General features: G+C 74.7%; 3 protein-coding genes (1 of these 3 running past the window's edge). All 3 read right to left on the bottom strand.

From position 1 onward, the window contains the following. Tightly spaced (each overlapping or abutting the next), the 3 genes in view from B446_RS33715 to B446_RS39365 form a layout consistent with a single transcriptional unit that may run on beyond the window. Window positions 1–7,846: the 5' end (the start) of an SDR family NAD(P)-dependent oxidoreductase gene (locus B446_RS33715; protein ID WP_020937654.1), read on the bottom strand. Its footprint begins 11,351 nt before the window's first position; 7,846 of the gene's 19,197 nt are visible here — the first part of the coding sequence; it begins with the start codon at window positions 7,844–7,846; its stop codon lies beyond the left edge, outside the window. After that, entirely contained in the window at window positions 7,846–12,498 is a 4,653-nt protein-coding gene (locus B446_RS33710; protein WP_020937655.1) for a non-ribosomal peptide synthetase, read from the bottom strand. The genes B446_RS33715 and B446_RS33710 overlap by 1 nt, the downstream gene beginning before the upstream one ends. Beyond that, window positions 12,495–25,649, bottom strand: coding sequence for an SDR family NAD(P)-dependent oxidoreductase (locus B446_RS39365; RefSeq protein WP_020937656.1), 13,155 nt, complete (start codon window positions 25,647–25,649; stop codon window positions 12,495–12,497). The genes B446_RS33710 and B446_RS39365 overlap by 4 nt, the downstream gene beginning before the upstream one ends.

Raw genomic sequence — 25,649 nt, 5'->3', positions numbered from 1 at the left:
CAGCCGGCCCGGCCGGCCCGCTCTCCGCGACGACGACGTGCTGCGTGAGCCCCTCGTCGGCGGGCAGAGCCCGGCTGCGGGTGAATCCGGCCAGGTCGAGCGCGGCGCGCCAGCCGCGTCCGGACAGCAGCGGCGAACCGGGCAGACGCAGGCCGGTGTCGCGGTGCAGCCACCAGCCGTCGAGCAGACCGAAGGTGAGCGTGGCGGTGACGACGTTGCTGGTGGCCTCGTTGAGCACCAGGTGCCCACCGGATTTGAGCAGCAGCGCGACCGCGCGCAGGGTGTGCGGCAGGTCCGGGGTGGCGTGCAGGACGTTCGCCGCGACCACGACGTCCGCGCCGCCGGGCGGGAAGCCCTGCGCGAGGGGGTCGCCGGAGATGTCGAGCTGCTGGAAGCGCACCATCGGGTAGCGCTCGGCGAACCGCTGTCGGCCGTGCTGCAGGAAGGCGGGCGAGATGTCGGTGTAGACGTACGTCAGTTCCACGCCGGTGGCGGCCAGCGCGGGCAGCAGGCTCGCGGTGGTGCCGCCGGTTCCGGCGCCGACCTCGACGACCGTCACCGGTCCGCCGAGCCGGCCCACCCGGTCCAGCACGGCGGCGACCACGAGTTCGTTGGCGCGGTCGACCACCGGGCTGCCCCGGTAGGCGCCCTCCACCAGCTCCGTGGATCCGCCGGGGAACATCACCTCGGTCGCGCGGACGGTGCCGCGGAGCACCCCGAACAGCTGGTGCATGCAGGGCCTCAGCAGCCGGTCGATGCGGTTCAGCGCGGGTTGCCCCTCGCAGAGCACGACCAGTTCGTTCTCCGGGTCGGTGGGAGCCCGGCGGTCCGTGGCGATCAGCGCGCTGCCGTCGTCGCGCAGGAAACCGGCGACGGTGAGCACGCGCAGCAGTTCGGCGAAGAGGCGGGACTGCCCGTCGGCGATCCGCAGCCGCCGCCGCAGCTCGTCGGCGCTCCACCGTTCGCCGACCGTCCGGAACACCCCTTCGCCCCGGAACAGTTCCCACAGCCAGCCGAGCACGACCTCGTCCAGACGCGCCTGGTCGGTCTCGGTCAACAGCCGGGCGACCGGCGGCAGCGCCGCCGCCGAGGGGGCCAGCTCGTCGTCGGACCGTTCACCGGCGGGCCGTTCGACTCCGGCGGCGGCGAGCACCTCGGCGGTCGCCTTGATCACGACGACCTGCCGATCGGTGCGGCCCAGCACGTCGTGCACGGCTGCCATGCCCTCGGCCGGGGTGATCGAGTGGATCCCGGTCCGGGCCAGGCGCTCGCGGTGCCGGTCGTCGGCGACGATGCCGACGGTGCCCCAGTAGCCCCAGTTGACGACGGCCGAGCGGGCGGCCAGCACGTCGTCGAGATGGTGTGCGAACGCGTCCTCGAACGTCGATCCGGCGGCGTAGTTGGCCTGCCCGGCGCTGCCCGACAGGGCCACCGCCGAGGAGAAGAACAGGACGAAGTCGAGCCCGTCGGCGGCGACCAGGGCGCGGTGCAGTGCCACCGACGTGCGGGTCTTGGCGTCGAGCACGGCCCGGAAGGTGTCCTCGGTCATCGTGGCGACGGTCTGGTCGCGCAGCACGATGGTGGCGTGCACGACCCCGTGCAGCGTCCCGTGCTCGGCACGGACCGCCGTGACCACCTCGGCCAGCGCCGCGGGGTCGGTGGCGTCGGCCCGCCGGTACGAGACGAGGGCGCCGGCCGGGTCGAGGCGGCGCAGCCGGTCGCGCCGGCCGGCGTCGAGTTCACTGCGCCCCACCAGCACGACCTTGGCCCGGTAGCCGCGCACCAGCCATTCGGTGAGCTCCAGGCCGAGTCCTCCGGCACCGCCGAGAATCAGGTAGACACCGCCGTGGCGTATCGCCTCGCGCGTCGTCGTGGGGGCGGCGGGGACCAGGCTCCGCCGGTGCAGGACGCCGGCGCGCAGGGCGTACGGGCCACCGGCCGGCACGTCGAGGACGTCCGGGGAGATCGGGTCGGCCGAGGAGCGGTCGACCACGGCCACCCGCCAGCGCGGCTGCTCCTGGGCCAGGGACAGAGCCAGTCCGTGCAGGCTCGCCGCGTACGGGTTGCGGACCGGTTCGGTGCCGGTACTCAGCGCGTCCTCGGTGACCACCGTCAGCCGTACGGGTGCGCCGGACCGTTGCAGCGCCTTCGCTGCGCGGAAGAGGGCCAGGACGCCGCGCTCCTGCGCGAGGTCGAGGGCGGCGGGGTCGTCGGTGCGCCCCTGCGCCGGGCCGGACAGCACGATCACGTGGCCGGGACGCCCGGCCGGTGCGACGAAGTGCTCGGGCTCGATCTCGGTGACGGAACCGCCGAGCCGGGTGGCGAGGGCGGCGGCGAGGGGCGCGGCGCAGGACGGACGGATCAGCCAGGTGTCCGAGCCGGGCGCGGTCGACGGCACGGTGAACGGCTCGGCCGCGACCGGGGACCAGCGGGGCAGGTACATCAGGTCATCCACCGGCCGCTCGGTCACGGCGGGCCCGGCGGTCACGGCGGTCACGGCGGGCCCGGCGTCGGACGTCCCCGCTGCGGGAGCCGGGCGCAGGCACAGGTCGCGCAGCAGGACGAGAACGCCGCCGTCCGGGTCGGTCAGGGTCAGGTCGTACCGGTCCGGGCCGACGGTGCGCACATGGGCGTACACATGCTCGGGCAGCGGTCCGACCACCTCGGCGGCGGCGAGCGCGAAGGGCACCATCGGGCCGCCGGCGCGATCGCGCAGCACCGCGAACGTGTGCAGGGCACCGTCGATGAGCGCGGGTGGCAGTGCGCAGTCGGCGAACCGGGCGGCTTCGGCGGGCACGCGCAGACTCGCCAGCGCCTCGTCGGTGCCGGAGGCGATCCACTCGACGGCACGCAGCGCCGGGCCGTAGACCAGGCCGGCTCCGGCCAGGTCGGTGTAGAGGTCCGCGCCGTCGTGCCGGTGCGGCAGGGCGGCCCGGATCCGCTCGACGGGTACCGGCTCCGGCACGTCGTCGGCCCGTGCCTCGACCAGGCCCTGGGCCAGTTGGTCGCCGGTGTCGCCGAGCAGTGTGAAGGCCAGGCCGGCGCCGTCGCGGCGCAGCCGGGTGCGGGCGGAGGCCACGGTCCCGGTGACCACGAGCGGCCGTAGCCACCGAACGTCGCGCAGCCTGACCGGCACGGGGTATCCGGCGTGCGCGGCGGCGGCCCGGGCCATCTCCAGCACCGCGGCGGCGGGGAGCAGGCGCAGGTCGCCGACGCGGTGCCCGTCTATCAGCGGATGCGCGGGGGCGAAGGCGGTGCGGAAGGTCAGGCCGTCCACGCTGTCGGCCGGCACGATCTCGTCCAGCAGCGGATGCGTGGCCGGGCCGGCCGGCGACGGCGCCCACATCCGCTCGGTGAGCCAGCAGCGCAGCTCCTCGAACGGGTAGCCGGGCAACGGCAGCCGTCGCCCGGTGCCGGGCCAGGCGACGGTCGCGCCGGAGGTCCAGGCGGCAGCCAGGCCGGCCGGGTCCGCGGCGGCCGGCGCGGCGGCGCGGGAGGCGGCACGGCCGCGGACGCTGCCCGTCCACACGCCGGTTCCGGTGCCCGCGCGCAGCCGACCGGCCAGCTCGTCCGCCGTGGAGGCGAGCACCACCATGCGGTCGGCCCAGGCCTCGCGGCCGTGCTGCAGCGTGTACGCCACGTCGGCGAGCCGGTCGGCGAGGCCGTTGTCCACCGCGTCGGCCAGCCGCTCGGCCAGCGCGCGCAGGCCCTCCGGGGTGCGGGCGGAGAGCGGGAAGAGCCAGGGGCCCGGTGCGGCAGCCGGCGCCGGCCCGGGAACGTACTCCTCGACGACCAGATGGGCGTTGGCTCCGCCCGCGCCGAACGAACTGATCCCCGCGCGGCGCGGCAGGCCGTCCCGGCGCGGCCACGGGGCCGTCTCGGTCTGCACCCGCAGTGGCGTGGAGGCGAAGTCGATGTTCGGATTGACCGGGTCGGCATGCAGCGACGGCACCAGTTCCCCGTGCCGCATCTGCAGGAGCACCTTGCAGAGCCCGGCCATGCCGGAGGCCGATTCGAGGTGGCCTATGTTGGATTTCACCGAGCCGATCGGCAGGCTGCCCCGGGGCAGGCCGGAGGCGCCCAGCGCGCGGGCCAGGGCCCGGACCTCCACCGGGTCGCCCAGTGCGGTGCCGGTGCCGTGTGCCTCCAGGTAGCCGAGTGCGGCGGCGGAGCACCCGGCCTCGGCCAGGGCACGCTCGACGAGGTCGCTCTGGGCGACCGGGTTGGGCACGGTGAAGCCGTTGGTCCTGCCGCCGTGGTTGACGGAGCTGCCCAGGATGACGCCGTGGATGTGGTCGCCGTCGCGGACGGCGGCCGACAGGGGCTTGAGCAGCACCGCGCCGACGCCCTCGCCGGGCACGTAGCCGTCGCCGTCCGCGCCGAAGCTGCGGCAACGGCCGTCGCTGGAGGTGAAGGTGCCCTGGCCGAGGAACTGGTACTTGTACGGGTGGACGTGCAGGTTGACACCCCCGGCGAGGGCCATTTCGGCCTCGCCGGACCGCAGGTCGCGCACGGCGAGGTGGATGGCCGTCAGCGACGAGGAGCACATGGTGTCCACACCCAGGCTGGGGCCGGTCACGCCCAGGGTGTACGAGACCCGGTTGGCGATGGACGCGTGCGACGACGCGCCGATTCGGCCGTCGGCGGCCTCGTGGAGCTGGTACAGGCCGTACATGGCGCCGGCGTACACACCGACGCGGCGGGCGCGCAGGTCGGCCCGGGTGAGGCCGGCGTCCTCCATGGCGTGCCAGGCGGTCTGCAGGAACAGCCGCTCCTGAGGGTCGATGATCTCCGCCTCTCGGGGGGAGATGCCGAAGAAGAGCGGGTCGAACCGGTCGATACCGCGCAGAAAGCTGCCCCACCGGCTGTACTCGGCGGCGCGGTCCGCCGGGGTGGCCTCGTCGTAGTCGCGCCAGTCCCAGCGGTCCGCCGGAATCTCGGTGATCAGGTCACGGCCGGCTCGCAGGTTCGCCCAGAACTCGTCGAGGGTGTCGGATTCGGCGAACCGGGCCGCGACGCCGATGATCGCGACGGGTTCCGGGGCGTCCGCGGAGGGCGGCGCGGGACGCTCGCCGCTCGGGGCGGCATCCGGTGTGGCCACCACGACCGGCGCCTGCACCGGCACCGGCACCGGAGCCGGTGCCGGTGTGAGTTCGGCGAGGCGGCCGCCGTGGTGCTCGGCGAACCAGCCGGCGAGCCCGCGCAGTTCCTGGTATTCGAAGAAGAGGGTCTTCGGCAGTGATCCGAAGTGGTCCTCGAGCCGCCGGGTCAGATCCATGATCAACAGCGAGTCGATGCCGTACTGCTCGAACGCGGTGTCCGCCTCGATCTCCTCCTGCGGGTACTGGAGGACCTCGGCCAGCACGCCGCGCAGGAACTCCTCGGCGGCCGCGGTGGCCGACCCGGTGGCGGCCCTCGGCGCCGGTTCCGGTGCGGGGGCCGGTTCCGGCGCCGGCGCGTCGAGCAGGGCGCGGATGCGATCCAGCTCACCGTGCGCCACGAGCACGTGATCGCCGTCGTGGCCCAGCGCCCGGTCCCAGGCGCGCAGGGCGTCCGCGGTCGGCAGCGGCCGGAGTCCGGCGCGGCGGGCGATGCGGGCCTGTGTGGTGTCGTCGGCGTCCATCCGGATGCCGCCGTCGGCCCACAGCGACCACAGCACGCTGAGGCTGCGGCCGGGGCGGTCGCTGCCGCGCCGCCAGGCCGCGAACGCGTCGAGGAAACGGTTCGCGTACGCGTAGTCGGCCTGGCCCGGGCTGCCCGCGCCGGACATCGAGGAGAAGCAGACGAAGAAGTCGAGCGGGTCCGCGGCCGTGGCCCGGTCCAGTGCGAGCGTGCCGTCGACCTTCGGCCCCAGCACCGCGGCGATGTCCTCGTCGGTCTTGCGCAGCAGGAACGAGTCACGGGTGACCCCGGCCAGGTGCAGCACCCCGCGCAACGGGCCGAACCTCTGGTGGACGCGCTCGACCAGCCGCTCGGCCGCGCCGGGTGCACCCAGGTCGCAGGGCAGGTAGTGGACGTCGAGCCCGGTGGCGCGCAGGTCGGTCAGGTCGGCGTCGGCGGAACGGCCGGTGAGCACGTACCGGGCCGACGGGCCCAGGTGGCTGACGAGGTGTCGGCCGAGCGCGCCGGCGCCGCCGGTGACCAGCACCGTCCCCTCCGGCGTCAACGGCGCCGGCGCGGGGGCGATCGGCTCCCATCGGGCCACCTGCCGGCCGGCGGCGGTGTATCGGACCCGGAACTCGTGGTCCGCCGCGGCCTCGGCGTCCGCGACCGCTCGCGGGTCGGCGCCGTCGGTCGTGATCACTGCGGCACGGAAGTCCGGGTGCTCGTTGGCGATGCTGCGCGCCATGCCGTCCAGAGCCAGCAGGCGGGCGTCGGTGACGGCGCCGGACGGGCGGAAGACGTGCAGCACGCGGAGGGGCTGCCGGTTCGGCTGCGCGGCCCAGGTCCGGAAGAGCCGGACCAGGCTGGGCAGCGGGTCGTCGTCACCGAGGCGGACCACCACGAGTGGGCCGGAGTCCGGTAAGCACCCGTCCTCACCGGCTTCCAGGATCACCTTGCGGCCGGTGGCGGGGGCGCCGCGGCGGACGGGGGCGTCCTGCCAGCGCTGCGCCAGCAGGTGGGTGTCCACCGGGTCGGCCGGATCCTTGACGGAGCGGGTGACCACGCCGCGCAGACGGACGGCGATGCGGCCGTCGGCGTCGGCGAGTGCGATGTCGTGGCCGGTCCCGGTGGCGACGGCATGGGCGTACCCGTGTTCCGGCAGCGGGCCGAGGATCTCCACCCGGTCGATGGAGAAGGGCAGTTCGCGGGGCCTGGGCGCGGACGGGTCGGCGGCGGTCCAGAGCGCCGCCTGCAGCATGGCGTCCAGCAGGGACGGGTGCAGGGTGAAGTCGTCGAACGGCAGGTCCGCGGCGTCGGGGACGGCGACCTCGGCCAGCGCCTCGCCGGGGACGGAACGCATGGACCGCAGTCCGCGCAGGCTGGGCCCGTACCCGCCGCCGAGCGCGGCGAAGACCGCGTAGCAGTCGTCCGCCGAGGTCGTCCGTGGCAGACGGGCGCGTATCGCGGCCAGGTCGAGGGACGGGGCCGGCTCGGTGGGGCCGAACCGCAGGGTTCCGGTCGAGCACAGCTCACCGTCCGGGGTGTCGTCGAGGCGCCGCAGCTCGTAGGCGACACCGTCGGCGGCCGGCGCGAACCGCAGCCGTACCCGGACCGGTTCGCCGGTGAACAGGACCGGCCGGGCCCAGAGGACGTGGTCGACGCCGGTGGCGCGCCCGTGCCCGGCGCGGGCGGCGGTGTCGACGGCGAACTCCAGGGCCGCGACGGCGGGCAGGACGCGCACCTGCCCCAGCGCGTGGTCACGCAGGAAGAACTCGTCGCCGGTGAGCAGCCGCTCGGCCGGATCGGCGGTGAGGGCGGCGGGCGGTTCGATCCAGTACCGGCGGGTCACCGGCTGCGGCTGCGGCAGTGACAGCCGGGCCGAGCGCCCGCTCGCCTGCTCCGGCCAGCGGACCGGGGTGCCCGTGACCCAGAGTCGGGCGGCCTCGTGGAGATCCGCGGCCTGGACGGGCTCGCCGGTGGCCGGCCCGGCGGTGCCGGTGACCACCCCGGTGCCGTCGCGCAGCCGCTCGGTCAGCTCGGCGACGCCGGTCACGACCACGGCGAGTCGTTCGGCCAGTTCCTCGCGACCGGTGCGCAGGGTGCTCTCGATGCGGTCGAGTGCCGCCTCCGGGTGCGCCTGCAGCCAGCCGACCAGCTCGGCACGGTACCGGTCGAGCTGGTCGCGGCCGCCCGCCGACAGGACGACCAGCCGGGCGGCACGGTCCTCGGTGCTGTTACCCATCAGTGCTTCTCCGCTTCCGCCACGACGACGTGTACGTTGCTGCCACCCATGCCGAAGGAGCTGACGCCGGCGCGTGCCGGCACGCCGTCCGGCGGCTCCCAGGGCTGTGCCTCGGCCTGGAGCCGGAACGGGCTGCCGGCCAGGTCGATCATCGGGTTGGGGGTGCCGAGACCGGCGAGGCCGGGCATCAGGCGGTGCCGCATGCTCAGCAGCACCTTGACCACCCCGGCGACACCGGCGGCGGCCTCGAGATGGCCGATGTTGGACTTGACCGAGCCGAGCCCGGTGCGTCCCTCCACGACCGGCCGCCCCCAGTCGCGGTAGAGCTGCCCGAACGCCTCCCGCAGCGCGTCCACCTCGATCGGGTCGCCGAGCGGCGTCCCGGTGCCGTGCGCCTCGATGTAGCCGATGGTGTCGGGCGGCACCGCCGCCGCCCGATGCGCCGCGAGCAGCACGTCGCGCTGTGCCTGCGGGTTGGGCACGGTGAGCGAGTGGGTGTGGCCGCCGTGGTTCTCGGCCGAACCGATCAGGACGCCGTGCACCGGGTCGCCGTCGGCGACCGCGCGCTCCAGCAGTTTGAGCGCCAGCAGGACCACGCCCTCGCCGCGGCCGTAGCCGTCGGCGCGCTCGTCGAAGGTCTTGCACCGCCCGTCGGCACTGAGCATTCCGGCGCGGCGCAGACCGGTGAAGCCGTGCGGGGACAGGAGCAGGTTCGCGCCGCCGGCCAGGGCGAGATCGCAGTCGCCGAGGTGCAGGGCGCGGGCCGCGCGGTGGATCGCCACCAGGGAGCTGGAGCAGGCGGTGTCGTAGACCGCGCTGGGGCCGTGCAGGTCGTACACGTAGGAGATGCGGTTGGCCGCGATCGAGGCGACGTTGCCGATCAGGAAGTGATCGTCCATCTCCGGCGAGCCCGGGCCCAGCAGGCTCAGATAGTCGGCGCCGCTGAGACCGACGAACACCCCGGTGTGGCTGCCGACCAGCGTCGCGGGCACGAGTCCGGCGTCGAGCAGGGCCTCGTCCGCGGCGTGCAGGAGGAGCCGGTGCTGCGGATCCATCTGGGCCGCCTCGCGCGGCGAGATCCGGAACCGCCCCGCGTCGAAGGCGTCGACGTCGCGCACGAACGAGCCCCGAAAGCGCTCCGGGAACACCCGGGCGGAGAAGCCTCGCTCCAGCGGGTACGGCGCGGTGAGGTCGCGGCCCTCGGCGAGGTGGATCCAGAACTCCTGCAGTGACCCGGAGGCCGGCAGGCGGGCGCCGACGCCGATGATCGCCACGGGCGGGTAGCCGAGGGTCTCGGGAGGTTCCCCGGGCGCGCCGGCCCGGACGGTGGCCGCCGCGCGGGCCGGCTCGGGCTCGGCTTCGGTCTCGGCGAAGGTGTCCGGGACGGCTTCGGTCTCGGTGAAGGCGTCCGGGACGGCTTCGGCCTCGGTGAAGGCGTCCGGGCGGTTCGCGCCCAGGTGCGCCGCGAGCGAGGCGAGCGCGGGGTGCGCGTAGAAGAGCGTGGGGCTGACGGGCACGCCGAAGCGGGTGCGGACCGCCATCGCGAGCCGGGTGAAACCGACCGAGTCGAAGCCCGCCTCGCCGAGCGGCCGGTCCACCGGGATGTCCTCCGGCGCCACCCCGGCGACACCCGCGGTCAGCTCCCGCAGGGTCGCCAGCAACCGGCCGCCGTCGTGCGGCCGGGGCTCCGGCGCTGCCTCGGGGTGACCGAACTCGCGGATCAGTTCGTCCAGGGAGCCGGTGGCGAGCCGGACCGCGTCGATCTTGGCGTTCGGGGTCATCGGCAGGCCGGTCATCGGCACGGTCCGGGACGGGATCATGTACGCCGGAAGCCACTCCTCGATCCGCCTGGCAGCCGCCGCGGCCTCCGCGGGCTCGGCGACGACGAAGGCGACCAGGCGCTGGTGCCCGGGCCGCTCCTCGCGCAGGACCACCCGCGCCTCGCCGCTCACGCCGGTACGCCGGATCGCCGCCTCGATCTCGCCGGGCTCGATCCGGTGCCCGCGCAGCTTGATCTGCCGGTCGGCGCGGCCGAGCAGCAGCATCTCGCCGGTCTCGGTCCACCGGGCCAGGTCTCCGGTGCGGTAGCGCCGCTGCCCGTCCTGCCCGACGAAGCGCTCGGCGCTCAGTTCGGGGCGGCCGCGGTAGCCGCGGGCGACGCCGTCACCGCCGATCAGCAGTTCCCCGGTGGCGCCGAACGGGACCGGGCCACCGTCCGGCCCGGCGAGGTGGAAGGTCGTGTTCGCGATCGGCGTGCCGACCGTGATCGGCCGGTCGCGGCGTACCCGCAGTACCGAGGACCAGATCGTGGTCTCGGTCGGGCCGTACATGTTCCACAACTCACCGGAGCGGTCGATCAGTTCGGCCGCCAGCTCGGCGCTCAGCGCCTCCCCGCCGCACAGCAGCCGGGGTACCCGTCCGCTCCAGCCGGCGGCGAGCAGCATCTGCCAGGTGGCCGGGGTGGCCTGCACGACGGTCGCGCCGCTGCTGTCGAGCAGGCCGGCCAGCGCGAAGCCGTCCCGGGTGGTCTCGGCCGGCGCGATGTGGACGGTCGCGCCCTGGGTGAGCGGGAGCAGCAGTTCGAGCCCTGCGATGTCGAACCCGGCCGTGGTGACGGCGAGCAGCACGTCGTCCTCGGCGCACCCGGGCCGCTCCGCCATCGCGGTGAGGAAGTTGACCAGGTTGCCATGGGTGACCTCGACACCCTTGGGCCGGCCGGTCGATCCGGAGGTGTAGAGCACGTACGCGAGATCGTCGTCGTGGCAGGCGACCGGCGGGCCCGGGGCGGCGTCGCCCGGGTCACCTAGCGGAATCCGGGCGCCCGGTGTCTCGGCCGGCAGGCGGTCGCAGTACGCCGGGTCGACCAGGACCGCGGCGAGGCCGGCGTCGGTGCAGATGTGCGCGAGGCGGGCGGCCGGGAAGTCCGGGTCGAGCGGCACGTAGGCCGCGCCGGCGGTGTGCGCCGCCAGCATCGCCACGATCAGGGCGGCTCGCCGGCCGGACAGCACCCCGACCAGGTCGCCACGGCCCACGCCGGATGCGCGGAGGGTCCGCGCCAGTGCGTGCACCCGCCGGGCCAGCTCGCCGTAACTGGTGGCACCGTCGGCGTCCACCACGGCGACGCGCTCCGGGGCCGACGCCGCGCGGGCCAGCACCAAACCGGCCGCGGTCACGTCGCGGGGCCGGGCGGCACGGGTGTCGTTGGCCCGGTCGACGAGGGCGCGTTCCGCCGCGGTGGTGAGGGGCAGATCGCCGATCGGCCGCCGGGGATCGGCGGCCACGGTCTCCAGCAGCATCCGGTAGTGCTCGGCCAGGCGCTCGGCCGTGGCCGGGTCGAACAGCTCGCGGTCGTACTTGAAATGGACCAACGCCTGGGACCCGCGCACCACCACCTCGACGACCAGCGGGTTCTCACCCTCCTGGGTCAGCTCCAGGGCGTCGTCGAAGACGGTCTGCCCGGCGGCCATGTCCTGATCGCCGCCCACGCCCTGTTGCAGGTAGAAGCCGATGTCGAAGGAGACCGCGGTGCCGCCGGCGCGGCGCAGGTCACCGACCACGGCGGCGAACGGGTAGGAGCTGTGTTCCTCGGCCTGCGCCATGTGGTCGTGCACGGCGTTCATCAGCTCGGCGAGGCTGCGCTGCGGGTCGCAGTCGACCCGCACGACCACCGGGTTGATCAGGTAGCCCACGGTGCGGTCGAAACGCTCGGAGATCCGGCCGTCGGTCGGCACCATGACGTTGATGTCGCGGTGGCCGGAGTGCCGGTGCAGCAGAGCGGCGAAGGCACCCAGCAGCACGCTGAACGGGGTCAGACCGGCCGCGCCGGCGACGTGACGGACAGCCGTCCAGGTCTCCTCCGGCAGCCGGAACTGCACCATCGCGCCGGTGTCGGCGGTGGGCGGGGCGACCCGGTGCCGATCGGTGATCGCGTCGAGGACGGGACCGCTGGAGGCTCCGGCCAGCCGGTCGAGCCACCAGCGGCGGTGCGTCTCGGCCTCCGGCCCGTCGAGCAGTTCCCGCTGTCGACGGACGAACTCGCGGTACGGGGTGGCCTGCTCGACCGGCGGCAGAACACCTCGACGGGCCAGTGCGTCGTGGCAGGCCACGATGTCGCGCAGCAGCAGGTGGCTGGAGATCCCGTCGGTGATCATGTGGTGGAACACCAGGAGCAGCAGGGTCCGGCCACCGGGTGCCGCGATCAGCCACATCCGGTGCAGGGGGTCCTGCTCCAGGTCGAACGGAGTGTGCACCAGCCGCCGGATGCGCGCGGCGAACTCCCCGTCGGTGACGTGCCGGAGGTCCAGCCGGACCACCTCGGCGGGGCGTTCGGTGATCTCCTGCACCGGAGTGGTCCCGTCCAGTCGGACGGCGATCCGCAGACCCGGCTGCCGCTCCACGACGGCGATCAGGGCCCGGGTGAGCACGTCCGGATCGACCGCCTGGTTCAGCCACAGCCCGAGCGGCAGGTTGTAGGAGGTGGTGCCGGGTCGGCTCGCGTGGATCGCCCAGAGCGCCGCCTGGCCGCGACTGAGCGGATACGGCCCCGGCTCCGGCACCGGATCGGACAGGCCCCGCAGCAGCGACTCGGCGATCTCGTCGGGCAGCTCACCGGCGGCGACCGCGGCGAGGACGTCGCGCAGTGCCCGGCTCATCGGACGTTCCCCTGTCGCAGCTCGGCCAGCGCGTCGTCGACCGTGACCGATCCGTCGCGCAGCCCGGCCAGCAGGGCACCGACCGCGTCGGCGGCGACCGGCGCGGGGGGCGGCTCGGGCGCGGCGGCCGAGGAGGCGACCGGCGCGGGCGCGGCGGCCGAAGGGGCGACCGGCGCGGGGATCGGCGCGGGCGCGGCGGCAGAGGAGGCGACCGGCACAGAGGTTGGCTCGGGTGCGGTGGCCGAGGAGGTGACCGGCGCGGGGGGCGGCTCGGGTGTGGCGGTTGCGGGCAGCGGTCCGTACTTGTCGTGCACGGCCCGGGCCAGAGCGCGCACGGTCTGCCCGACGCCGAACATGCGGGCGGGTATGTCGACGCCGTAGGTGGCGCCGAGACGGCGGCTGAGGCGGCGCAGCCCCAGCGAGTCCACACCGACGTCGGACAGCACCCGGTCGGGCGGCAGACGGTCCGGTGCCATGCCCAGGTGCGCGGCGAGCAGGGTGCGGACGTGGTCGCGCACAGCTGACTCCGGGTCGCCTCCGGCGGCCGTCGCGGCCGGTGCCGGCGCCGACTCGGCCGGGGGTGCCGGTACGGCCGCTGCGGGCTCGGGCCACGTCTCGGTGACCTCGTCCTGAGCGGTCCCGGCGAGCCCGGCCGCCTCGGCCTGCGCCTGGTCGAACCGTGGCCCGGGGGTGATCCAGTAGCTCTGCCGGGCGAAGGCGGAGGTCGGCGCCGGTACCCGGCGCATCGGCTCCCCCGGCCACAGCTCGGCCCAGTCGATGTCGACGCCGTCCACCCACAGCCGGGCGATCTTGTCGAGCTTCCCGGCCGCCACCACCGTGCGCAGGTACTGGCGTCCCTCGGGGCCGTCCAGCAGCAGCGCCGTGCCGGTCCCTCGCCCGTCGCCCGCACTGACGCCGTCGGCGGTCGCGCCGGCCAGCCACTCCTCCAGGCGTTTCACCAGGCCGGCGAGGTCGTCCGCGACCACGGCGAGCCGCTCGGCGAAGACCTCCCGGCCGGTCTGCAGCGTGTAGGCGAGGGCGGCCGGGTCCACCTCGTCGGCGTCCCGTGCCCAGCGGACCAGGTGCTCGGCGTTGCCACGCAGCCGCTCGGCGTCGCGGGCGGACAGCACGAACAGGTACGGCCCGCTACGACCGGCGCTCGGCCGGGTGCGGAACTCCTCCAGCACGAGGTGCGCGTTGACACCGCCGAGACCGAACGAGCTCAGTCCGGCACGCAGCGGCGCCTCGGTGCCGTCCGGGCCGGTGACGCGCCGCCACGGCTCACGGTCGCGCAGCACATGCAGCGGGCTGCCGTCGAGACGCAGGTGCGGGTTGAGCTTCTCCAGGTGAGGGTTGCCGGGCAGCTCACGGTGGCGCATGGCGAGCAGCACCTTGATCAGCCCCGTCACACCGGCGGCCGCCTCCAGGTGACCGGTGTTGCTCTTCACCGCGCCGAGCGCGACACGGTGATCGGTGCCGTCGGTGCCGTGATCGGCGTACAGCCGCCGGAAGGCGGTCTTGAGGCCTTCGATCTCGACCGGATCGCCCAGCTCGGTGCCGGTGCCGTGGGTCTCCACGTAGGTCACCGTGCGCGGTTCGGTCCCGGCGCGGCGGTGCGCTGCCACGATGCAGTCGGCCTGCGCGGCCGGGTTCGGCGCGGTGAGCGAGTTGCCGCGCCCACCGTGGTTGACGGCGCTGCCGCGCAGCACGCCGTGGATGACGTCTCCGTCCACGAGGGCCGCGCTGAGCCGCTTGAGCACCACGACACCCGCCCCCTCGGCCCGGGCGATGCCGTTGGCGCGGGCGTCGAAGGCGCGGCAGCGGCCGTCCGGGCTGAGCATGTCGGCCTGGCTCATGTCGACGAACAGCGTCGGCGACGCGATCACGTTGACGCCGCCGGCCAGCGCCACCGTGCACTCCCCGCGCCGGATCGCCTCCGCCGCGTGGTGCACGGCGACCAGCGACGACGAGCAGGCGGTGTCGAGCGTCTCGGACGGGCCGTGCAGGTCCAGCAGGTAGGACACGCGGTTGGACAGGATGGCGTGCGCCCGGCCGACGGTGTTGTAGCCGTCGAGCGGCACCCCCAGCGCGTGTTGCAGTTCGAAGTAGTCGTAGGTGCTGCTGCCGACGAAGACGCCGGTGTCGGTGCCGGCCAGGTCGGAGGGCCGGATGCCGGCGTCCTCGATCGCCGTCCAGGTCGTTTCGAGCACCAGCCGGTGCTGCGGGTCCATCGCGACCGCCTCGGTGGGCGAGATGCCGAAGAAGTCCGCGTCGAACAGGTCCACTCGGCGCAGGAACCCGCCCCAGCGGGCGGTGGTGCGGAATTCCCCCGGCTCGGGGTCGCCGTGGATGCGTCGCCAGTCCCACCGGTCCGCCGGGATCTCGGTGACCAGGTCGTCGCCGGCGGCCAGGTGGGCCCAGAACTCGTCCAGGTCGTCCGAGCCGGGCAGCAGACCGGCCATGCCGACGATGGCGACGTCGTCCGTACCGGCGGGCTGCGCCACCCCGGCGGCTCCGGTGCCCGCGATCGGCCCGGGGGAAGCGACGGGCCCGGGCGGAACGGCCGTGGCCGGAGGGACGGCCGGAGCGGTGGATGCCGCGGGACGATAGTGACGGGCCAGCTCTTCCCCGTACTCCGCGGTGATCTTCGCGACCAGTTCGCCGGCGGTTGCCACGCCGAAGAACGCCGCCGGAGTCGCGTCCAGGTCCCAGCGCACGTTCACCTGGTGGCTGAGCCTGGTGTACATGATGGAGTCGAAGCCGAACCGGCTGAGCTGGTCGTTCTCGGTCAGCTCGGCGGCGCCCAGCCCGGCCACGCCGCGCACCAGAGCCAGCAGGTCGGCGGCCACCGCCGCACGCCACGGTTCGGCACTCGGCGGGACGGGCTGCGCGACAGGCTGCACAACGGCCGACGTGACTGCCGGCGGGGCCGGTTCCGGGTCGGGCGTCGGCACGCCGATTCCGGCCAGGGCCTGCTCGGTACCCGACACGACCGCCACCTGAACCTCCTGTCGGCCGAGCACGCCGGCCAGTGCCTCGATGCCCGTGCGGGGCGGGAGCGGATGAAGACCGGCCGCGGCCAGACGGTCCCGGTGGCGCTCGGTGAGCGCCGAGCCCGACCACGGCCCCCAGTTCAGTACGCGGACGGGGAACGGCGACCGGGCGGCGAGTGCCTGCCCGATCGCGTCCTGGGCGGTGCAGGCGGCGGCGTAGGCGGCCTGGCCCGGATTGCCCAGGAACGACTGCAGCGAGGAGAAGACCGCGAAGAAGTCCAGGTCGCGGCCGCCGATCGCCTCGGCGACCGCGAGCGTGGTCCGGGTCTTCGCGTTCAGCCCCTCGGCGAACCAGTCCTCGTCCAGCGCCGCCAGCGACCGGTCTCGCGCCACCGTCGCCGCGTTGACCACGCCGTGGATCACGCCGACCCGGTCGAACACCGCCCGCAGCCGTTCCGCGTCGCGCGCGTCCGCCTGGTGGAACTCCACGGACGTGCCGGCGGGGTCGAAAGAGGCGATCCGGTCGGCCCGGGCGCCGTCCGGGCGGGTCCGGCCGATCAGCACCACCTTCGCGCGGTGTTCCCGGACCAGGTGCTCGGCCAGGTCGAGGCCGACATCCCCGGCGCCGCCGACCAGCACGTACGTCCCGCCGTCGCGGAACACCGGCCGGGCGCCGGTGTCGTCGAGCGGCCGGAGCACCCGCTGGTGCCAGCGACCCGAGCGCAGCGCGTAGTCGCCGGGCGTGGCGGCGGCGACCGTGGTGTCGTCGCCGGGGCCGACGTCGATCGCGCTGATCCGCCACCTCTCGCACTCCCGGCGGGCCGACTTCACCAGTCCGTGGGCGGCCGCCGCGACGGGGTCCGTGATCGGCCCGTCCACCGCCGCGGCGGCGCGGGTGACCACGGTCAGCGTGAGCTCGCCCGCACCGGCCGGCCGGGTCTGCAGGTGCCGGATCACCCGGAACAGCTCCCGGACCGCGGGCTCGCCGCCGGTGACGACCGCGTGCACGACGGTGGGCGTGGGCAACGCGTCCAGCGACGTGGAGGTGACCCGGTGCACGTCGCTCGCCGGGTAGTCGTCGCCGCCGAGCAGCCAGACCGGTCCGTCGGCCGACGGGCGGGTGCCGGCGTCCGCGATGCGCTGCCAGCGCGGAGCGTAGACGCCCACGGGCGCGCCGGGTGCGTCGGGCTCCTGCGGCCGCGCGCCGATCCAGCACCGGCGTCGCTCGAACGGGTAGGTGGGCAGCGGGATCAGCGTGCCACCGGTGTCCGGCCAGGCAGCCTCTGCTCCGGCCACCCACCGGTCGGCCGGTGTGACGCCCCCGGGGTGGGCCAGTGCGGGGTGTCCGGTGCCGTCGATCGCCGCGCCGAGGGCCGCGAGGAGCGTCGGCCGGTCGACGGCGGTCACCGCCAGCCGCTCGGACATCGCGTCCCGGCCGTGCTGCAGCGTGTGGGCCACGTCCACCAGTTCGACGTCCGAGTCCAGGGCGGCACGCAGCGCGGTCGCGTAGCGGCGCAAGGCCTCGGGGGTCCGGGCCGAGAGCGGGAACACCAGCGGACCGGCCGGCGCCGCCGGGACCGCCGGCTCGGCCGGCTCCTCCACCACGACATGGGCGTTCACTCCTCCGTAGCCGAAGGAGCTGATCCCGGCGCGGCGCCTGCCGCCGCCCGGCGGGCGGTGCCAGGGGGTCGCCCGCCGGATCAGCTGGAACGGGCTGCCCTCGAGCCGCAGGTGCGGGTTGGGCTCGCCCAGCCCGGCCACCGGCGGCAGGATGCCGTGGCGCATCGCCAGCAGGACCTTGAGCAACCCGGCGATGCCCGCGGCGGACTCCAGGTGCCCGATGTTCGCCTTGACCGCGCCCAGGCCGCAGAACGGCGCGCCGGGCAGCCCGGCGTGGCGGCCCGCCAGCTCCTCGAAGGCCAGCCGCAACCCGTTGATCTCGACCGGGTCGCCCAGCTCGGTGCCCGTGCCGTGGGTCTCCAGGTATCCCACGGTCGCCGGGTCGACGCCGGCCTCCGTGTGGGCGCGTACGATCATCGCGGCCTGTCCGGCGGGGTTGGGCGCGGTCAGCGAACGGGCCCGGCCGCCGTGGTTGACCGCGGAGCCGCGCAGCAGCCCCCGTACCCGGTGCCGACCCGCCGCGCCGAACCGGGTCAGCACGACCAGGCCCAGCCCTTCTCCCCGGACGAACCCGTCCGCGCGGGCGTCGAACGCCCGGCACCGCCCGGACGGGCTGAGCATGCCGGTGCGGCTGAGCAGCAGGTGGTTGTGCGGGGACAGGATCAGGTTGATGCCTCCGGCGACCGCGATGTCGCACTCCCCGGAGCGGATCGCGGCGGCGGCGCGGTGGATCGCGACCAGGGAGCTGGAGCAGCCGGTGTTGACCGGCTCGCTCGGCCCGCGCAGGTCCAGCAGGTAGGACACCCGGTTGACCAGGATGGAGTGCGCGGTCGCGGTGGCCGCGTGCGCGTCGACGGGCACGTCCGAGCGGCGCCGGATCTCGTCGTAGTCGCTGGACCCCGCGCCGACGAACAGCCCGACCGGCCAGCCGGCGAGTGTGCCGGGCGGCAGGCCGGCGTCCTCCAGCGCGGTCCACACGCCCTCCAGCAGCAGCCGCTGCTGAGGGTCCATACCGGCGGCTTCCTGCGGCGAGATCCCGAAGAACAGCGGATCGAACATGTCGACGTCGCTGATGAAGCCGCCGCGCCGGGCCAGGACGTCGGGGGGCAGGGACCGCCAGTCCCACCGGTCCGCGGGCACGTCGGTGACCAGGTCGTCCCCGGCGACCAGGTGGTTCCAGAAGTCGTCCAGGTCTCGGCTGCCGGGCAGCCGCGCAGCCATCCCGATCACCGCGATCGGGTCGTCGGGTCCGGTCTGCGGCGCGGAGCGCGGCGGCGCCTCGGCTTCCGTCGCCTCCGGTACGGTCCGTGCATACCGTTCCCGCAGGGTGGCGCCGTAGTCGCGGTCGAGCCGCGCGACCAGTGCGCGCAGGGTGGCGGTCTCGTAGAACAGGGCAGGCGTCACGTCGAGACCGAAGGTGTCGTTGAGCCGCCCGGCGAGCAGACCGTAGCTGACCGAGTCGAAGCCGTAGTCACCGATCTCGGTGTCCAGGTCAAGATCCTCGACGGGGATGCCTGATGCCTCCGAGGTCAGTGCCAGCAGCTCGGCGGTGAACGAGGCGCCGTCGTCCTCCGGGGCCCGCTGTGCCGCGACCCGCCCGGACGCCGTCCCCGGCGCCGGTTCGGTGGCTCGTGCCGCGGCGGTGGCCACGACGACGTGCTGGAAGTTGCGGCTGGTCTCACCGTCCGTGGGCAGGGCCCGGAACCCGTCGTAGCCGGCGCCGGTCAGCACCGCGCTCCAGCCGGCCACGTCCAGCAGCGGCGATCCGGGCAGCCGCAGGTGTGCGTCGGTGTGTGCCCACCAGCCGTCGAACAGTCCGTACGTGACGGTGGCGGCCAGGGTGACCGTGGTCAGCTCGTTGAGCAACAGTCGCCCGCCGGTGCGCAGCACGGTGCGCAGGTGCCGCACGGCGCGGCTCACGTCCGAGGTGGCGTGCAGCACGTTCGCGCCGACAGCGATGTCGAAGGCGTCCGCGGGGAAGCCCTGGGTGACCGGGTCGGTGTCGAGGTCCAGGCGCTTGAACCGCACGAAGGGGTAGCGCGCGCCGAATTCCCGGCGGCCGTGGGCCAGGAACGCCGCCGACAGGTCGGTGTACCAGTACTCCAGGTGCTCGCCGTGGGGAGCCAGGGCACGCAGCAGACCAGCGGTGGTGCCGCCGGTGCCCGAGCCGACCTCGACGATCCGGATCCGCTCGCCGGGGCGCAGCCGGTCCCGGCGCCGGCCGACGTGCTCCAGCAGCCTCGCGGTGAGCACGTCGTTGTAGAGGTCGCTGATCGGGTTGTCCCGGTAGATCCGCTCCATCGCGGAGGTGCCCGAGGCGGGGAACAGCAGGTCGGTGGCGAGCAACTCGCCGCGGAGCAGCATCGGGTAGCGGTCGAGGCAGCGGCGTAGCAGCTCGACGAAGACCGCGGACGCCGGATGGGCCGCGGCCAGTTCGCCGAGGCGCTCGGCGTGCCCGCCGGCGAGGGCCTCGGCGAGCGCGGCCCGATCCGGCCGGAACCTGTTCTGGTGGACGGTGAGCACCCCGTCGTCGGCGAGCATGGTCAGCAGGGTGTGCAGCAGGCGGTCGTAGCGGGGGGTGACCCCCACCCTGCGGGCGACCTCGGCCGCGTCCGGGTCGGGTCCCTGCCAGGCGCCCATCTCGTGCAGCACGGCCAGCAGGGCGCCGCGGGCGATGGCGGACATCTTCTCGTCGACGGCGTGGAAGTCGTCGACGACGCGCAGGTCGGCGCTGGTCAACAGCCCCTCGGCAGGTGTCACGGCCGGTGTCGTCCCTTCGCTGGGGGTCATCCGCTCCCGCAGGGCGGCCGTGCCGGGCACCACCAGGAGCTGCGGAGCCGGCCGGCGCAGCGCCTCGGTCAGCGCGGTGAGGCCGGTGTCGGGGGTGATGGAGTGGAATCCGGCGGCGGTCAGTTCGGCGCGGTGCTTCTCGGTGGCGACCGAGCCGACCGTGCCCCAGAAACCCCAGTCGACGGCCCGGACCGGGTACGGCAGGCGTTCGTCGAGGGTGTGCGCATAGGCGTCGAGGAAGGTCGATCCGGCCGCGTAGCCGGCCAGGCCGGGCTCGCCGAGGAAGGACTGGGCGGAGGAGAAGAAGAGGAGGAAGTCGAGATCCGTCGCGTCGATGGTGTCCACCAGGGCGGCGGCGACACCGGACTTGGCCGTCAGGCTCTCGGCGAGGTCGTCGTCGGAGAGGTCGCGCACCAGGCGGGAGCGTTGCGCCATCGCCGCGTGCATGATCCCGTGCACCGGGCCGGCCTGTTCGAGTACCGCGGTGAGCTGCCCCGCGTCGGAGGCGTCGGCGCGCAGGTAGCGGATCCGGTGCTCGGCCGCGAGGTCGGGACGCTCCCGGCGGCCGACCAGCACGACCTCCGCGTCCCACTCCACCACCAGCTTGCGCGCCAGGGCCAGGCCGATACCGCCGCCGCCACCGACGATCAGGTAGCGGCCGCCCCGGCGCAGCAGCTCGGGGCCGTGCGGCGCGGGCGCCTCGCCCAGCACCTGCCGGTGCGCGGTCGTCCCGGTGCAGGCGATCCGCGTTCCGCGCCGCGCCGGTACCAGCACGTCAGCGGTCAGGTGGGCCGGGTCGAGGTCGACGACGGCGACCGACCACCCGCGGTGCTCGTTCTCCAGCACCCGGGCGAAGCCGTGTACCCCGGCCGCGTACGGGTCGGTGAGCCGCCGTCCGGGCGCGGCGGCCGCCCCTGCGGTGACCACGATCCAGTCGATCTCGGGCAGCCGTGCCCAGCGGCGGGCGTACCCGGCCAGCGCCCGGACTCCGGCCGCTTCCCCGCCGGCGACCCGCGAGGCTTCGCAACCGTCCGTGGGCGCCGGGCCGGTGAGCAGGTAGACCACCCGCGGGTCCACGGTCACCGGGCCACCGATCTCGACGCGCTGCGCGCCGGGATGCCGGGCGGCCAGTTCGGCGGCCAGTCCCGTGCGTTCCGGTGCGTAGAGCACCACGACCGGGCCGTCCGGCGTCACCGGCTCGGGGGCGGGACAGGGCTCCCACCGCGGAACGTCGGCGCCCAGCGACACCTGCGCCGGGCGTGGCGCCGCCGCGGCGGGCGCATCAGCGGTGCCGCGGCCGGTGGCGCCGGTTGCGTCGGTGCCCGTCCCGACCCAGCAGCGCACCCGCTCGAACGGGTAGCCGGGCAGGGAGGTCTTGCGGGGCCGCCGCTCGCGGTGCAGCACGCCCCAGTCCGGGGCGGCGCCCTTCACCCAGGCCGCGGCCAGTGTGTCCGGGTCGGCCGACGCGGGCGTGTCGACCGGCTCCGTGGCGCGTCCGCGGTGGACGCGCGACTCGTCACCGTTCAGGAAGCCCCGCAGAGCCGTGCGGAGTTCCTCGACGTCGGTGGCCACCACGGCCAGCCGCTCGGCCATCGCATCGCGCCCGGCCTGCGTGGTGTGGGCGATGTCCGCCAGCGGGACTGCGCCGTCCAGTGCCGCGGCCAGGGCGGACAGACTCGACTGGGCATCCACCCGGGGCGGCTGTCCTTGGCTTCGGGCGGCCACGGCCCGCATCAGCCGGCGCAGATCGTCCGCGTCCAGACCCAACTCCTCGAAGGGCGCGTCCCGGTCGGCGTCGGGGAACCCGGCCGCGTCGGCCAGGTCCGCCACCTGGTCCCCGGCGGGCAGTTCGGCGTAACGCTCGGCGAGCAGGCGCAGGGCCCGCGGGGTGCGGGCGGACAGCAGCACCACCTGCGGGCCGTCCGTGGTGCCGGGTGCCGGTGTCGAGTACTCCTCGACGACGACGTGGGCGTTGCTGCCCCCGGCGCCGAACGCGCTGATGCCGGCCCGCCGGGGCACGTCGCCGGTGGTGTGCCACGGACCGGCGTCCTGCTGGACGCTGAGCGGGGATCGCTCCCAGTCGATCGCCTCGTTCGCCGGCCGCGCGTGCAGCGAGGGCACCAGAGTGCGATGCCTCAGCTGCAGCAGCACCTTGGTCAGCCCGGCGATGCCGGCCGCGGACTCCAGGTGTCCGATGCCGGACTTCACCGAGCCGAGCCGGGTGTCGCCGGCTGCGAAGACCTGGCTCAGCGCGGAGATCTCCACCGGGTCACCGAGGGCGGTGCCGGTGCCGTGCGCCTCCAGGTAGCTCACCGTGGCCGGGTCCACGCCGGCGCGGTCCAGCGCCTGCCGGATCACGTCCGCCTGCGCCGTCGGGTTCGGGACGTAGAAGCCGCCGGCGCGCCCGCCGTGGTTGACCGCGCTGCCTTTGATCACCCCGAGCACGCGGTCGCCGTCCGCCACGGCGGCTGCCAGGGGTTTGAGGACGACGACACCGACGCCCTCACCTGGAACGTACCCGTCGCCGCCGGCGCCGAAGGCCCGGCACCGCCCGTCCGACGAGACGAACCCGACCTGGCTCAGGTGCAGATATTTGTACGGGTGGACGATCAGGTTCACGCCGCCGGCCAGCGCCAGTTCGCTCTCTCCGGAGCGCAGGCTCTCGCAGGCCAGGTGCAGCGCTGTCAGCGACGACGAGCACATGGTGTCCAGCGCGAGGCTGGGACCGCGCGCGTCGAGGAAGTAGGAGACCCGGTTCGCGACCGCCGAGGTGAAGGACGTCGGCAGCACCGGCAGCCGTTCCTCGGCGCCGAGGCCGAGCATCTGGTATTGGGTGAACATGACGCCGGCGAACACGCCCACGGGCCGGCCGGCGACCGCGGCGCGGGGGATGCCCGCGTCCTCCAACGCGTGCCACGCGGTCTGGAGGAACAGCCGTTCCTGCGGGTCCATGCCCTCGGCCTCGCGTGGGGTGATCCGGAAGAACGCGGGGTCGAACTCGTCGATCCCGTCCAGGAAGGCGCCCCATTTGCTGTACGAGCGCCCGGCGGCCCGCTCCGGCTCGAAGAAGCCGGCCGGCCGCCAGCGCTGTTCCGGGATCTCGGTGACGCAGTCGCGTCCGTCGAGCAGGTTCGCCCAGAACCGGTCCAGGTCGGGAGCCATCGGATACCGGCCCGCCACACCGATCACGGCGATGTCCCGGCCGGAGGGCCGCGGATCGCCCGCGGTCGCCGCGAGAGGTTCCCGAACGGTCGTCGCGGCGGCGTCGCGGACTGCGGTCAGGGACGGTTCCGGTTCCGTTGCCACGGATGGTTCCGGTTCCGTGGCAACGGAACCGGTCTCCGGCTCGCGCAGCTCCAGAGCCCGGCGGGCACGGTCGGGGCGTCCGTGCAGCACGACGACCTCACCGCCCCGCTGGTCCCGGATCGCGTCGAACACCGCGAGGCCCGCGCCGGTCGGAAGCGGAACCTGTCCCTGCCGCCGGAACACCGCCTCGGTCGCCGCGTCGGTGCGCATGCCCCCGTCCGCCCAGAGCGGCCAGGCGACGGAGGTGAACCCGTACTCACGTGCGCACGCGTCGACGAAGGCGTTCGCCGCGGCGTAGTCCGCCTGCCCGACGTTGCCCGCGACACCGGTCACCGACGAGAAGGCGACGAAGAAGTCCAGGCCGAGATGGCGGGTCGCGTCGTGCAGCAGCAAGGTGCCGCGCACCTTGGGCGCCAGCACCGCCGACAGGTCCTCCGGTGACTTTCCGGCCAGCAGGCCGTCCCTGAGGACCCCGGCGGCGTGCACCACCCCGTCGAGGCGGCCGTGCCGGGCGACGACCCCGTCGACCAGGGCCCGCACGTCGGCGGCCATGGTCACGTCGGCGCGTACGAACTCGGCGTTCGGCACCTGCTTGGACGGGGTGCGCCCGGCGAGTACCACCGTGGCGCCCTGTGCGGTGAAGGACGCGGCGAGCGCCCGACCCAGGCCGCCCGCGCCACCGGTGATCAGATAGACACCGCCGGACCGGAGCGGCCGTGCTCCGCCGGGCGCCGCGTCGCGGTAGCGACGCACGAGCCGGCCGCCGTCGTGCCGGACCCAGGTCTCGCCGTGGCCGGACAGTTCGGCGAGAACGGCCCGGGGATCGGGGTCGCCCACGCATTCCACCGCGGTCACGGCCAGCCGCGGCTGCTCCAGACGGATGGTGCGGGCCATTCCGGCCACCGCGGCGGCGACCAGCGGCTGAGCGACGTGCACCACCGGCACCGGGGCGTCCAGCAGTACCCGGGCGAGCGCCAGCATCTCCCGGCACGCGGTCTCCACGCCCTCCGCTGGGTCGGCGTCGGCGCGCGGGGCGAGGTGCACGACCGAGTCGGGGGCGCCGGGCAGGTCGGCCAGCAGGGCTCGCAGGTCGTCCGGTGCGCTGGGACGCAGCTCGTACTCCCGCTCCCCCAGCCGCCGGAAGGCGGGGCCGCGCCGTGCGGTGATCTGATCCGGCCGCAACCGGGCGTCGCCGATGACCAGCAGGGACCCGATCGACGGCGGGTCCGGCCGGGCCGCCGGCTGCCATGTGCCGGTGAGGCAGGCGGTGGTGGCCGGGGTGTCGTCGGGCGGCGGCGCCTCGGCGCGCGGCCGGTCCGGGATCAGGCCGGCCAGGTGCTCCGTGACCGCGTCGACGGTGGGGTACTCGAACAGCAGCGTCGGGTACAGCGTGATGTTCCACCGCTCCTCGAAGGAGCGCACCAGGGCGAGCAGGTCCGTCGACTCCAGACCGAGGTCGTAGAAGCCGCGGTCACCCTCCACCTCCAGCAGGTCCGGGTCGGCCGCGACCTGCCGGACCAGCTCGACGATCTCGGCGCGCAGCGAGGCGCCGGGCGTCGGCGTGGGAGCGGCCACGGGCGCGGGTGCCGCGGCCCTGGAAGCGGTGAGCCGGGTGATCGCCTCGGTGGAGCGGACCCGTTTGAGGACCAGGCCGGTGAATCGGGCGGCCGGCGCGCCCGAGGCGTCGTACAGGTCGATGTCGGCCTTGACGATGTCGGCGGCCGGGCCCGCCGAGGTGAGCCGCATCTCCACCGTGCAGGTGTCGCCGAGCGGCCGCACCGCGCGGAACTCTCCGATGTGCAGGGGGATCAGGGGCCGCTCGTCGGCTCCGTCCCCGGCGAAGGCCAGCGCGTACGCCTGCATGGTCGACCCGTCGAGCAGGGCCGGGTGCAGCATGAAGTCGGTCGACGTGGCCCGCGCCTCGGCACCGAGAGCGAGCCGCGCCCGCACCGTGTCGGCCTCGACCCGCATCGTGCCGTGACAGCGCATGAAGTCGCGGTGTTCGATCCCGGCCGACCTGCCGATCGTGTAGACCTCGCCGATGTCGCGCGGTGGCGCGGCTCCCGCCGGGAGCGGTGATCCGGTCAGGGCCGGCAGGCCGACGCGGAGGACGGCCCGTACATGCGTGGTCCGCCCGTCGTCGGCCGGGGCGCCGTCGCGCACACGCCGGCTGGTCGCGGTGACATGTGTGATGTCGCCGTCGGGCTCCAGCAGGACCGTGACTTCCCGGTCGAAGTCCTCGGTGGTGGTGAGGGGTTCGACGAAGAGGATGTCACTGAGCCCGGCGTCGCCCGGCTCGACACCGCGCTCGCGGAGCAGGCGGTACACGATGTCGAGGAAGGTCACGCCGGGCAGTGTGCGCACCCCGTGCACGCGGTGGTCGTCGACGATCGGGTTGTCCCCGGTCAGCCGGAGAAGGCAGCGAGCAGCCAGACGGTTCAC

The organism is Streptomyces collinus Tu 365, from assembly GCF_000444875.1.
Taxonomy (GTDB): Bacteria; Actinomycetota; Actinomycetes; order Streptomycetales; family Streptomycetaceae; genus Streptomyces; species Streptomyces collinus_A.
The sequence above is the reverse complement of the archived record's forward strand: the minus strand, read 5'-3'. Positions and strand labels throughout refer to the sequence as shown.

Coding starts and splice junctions, on each gene's coding strand:
- B446_RS33710 (WP_020937655.1), bottom strand. CDS start 12,498: ATGAGCCGGGCACTGCGCGACGTCCTCGCCGCGGTCGCCGCCGGTGAG.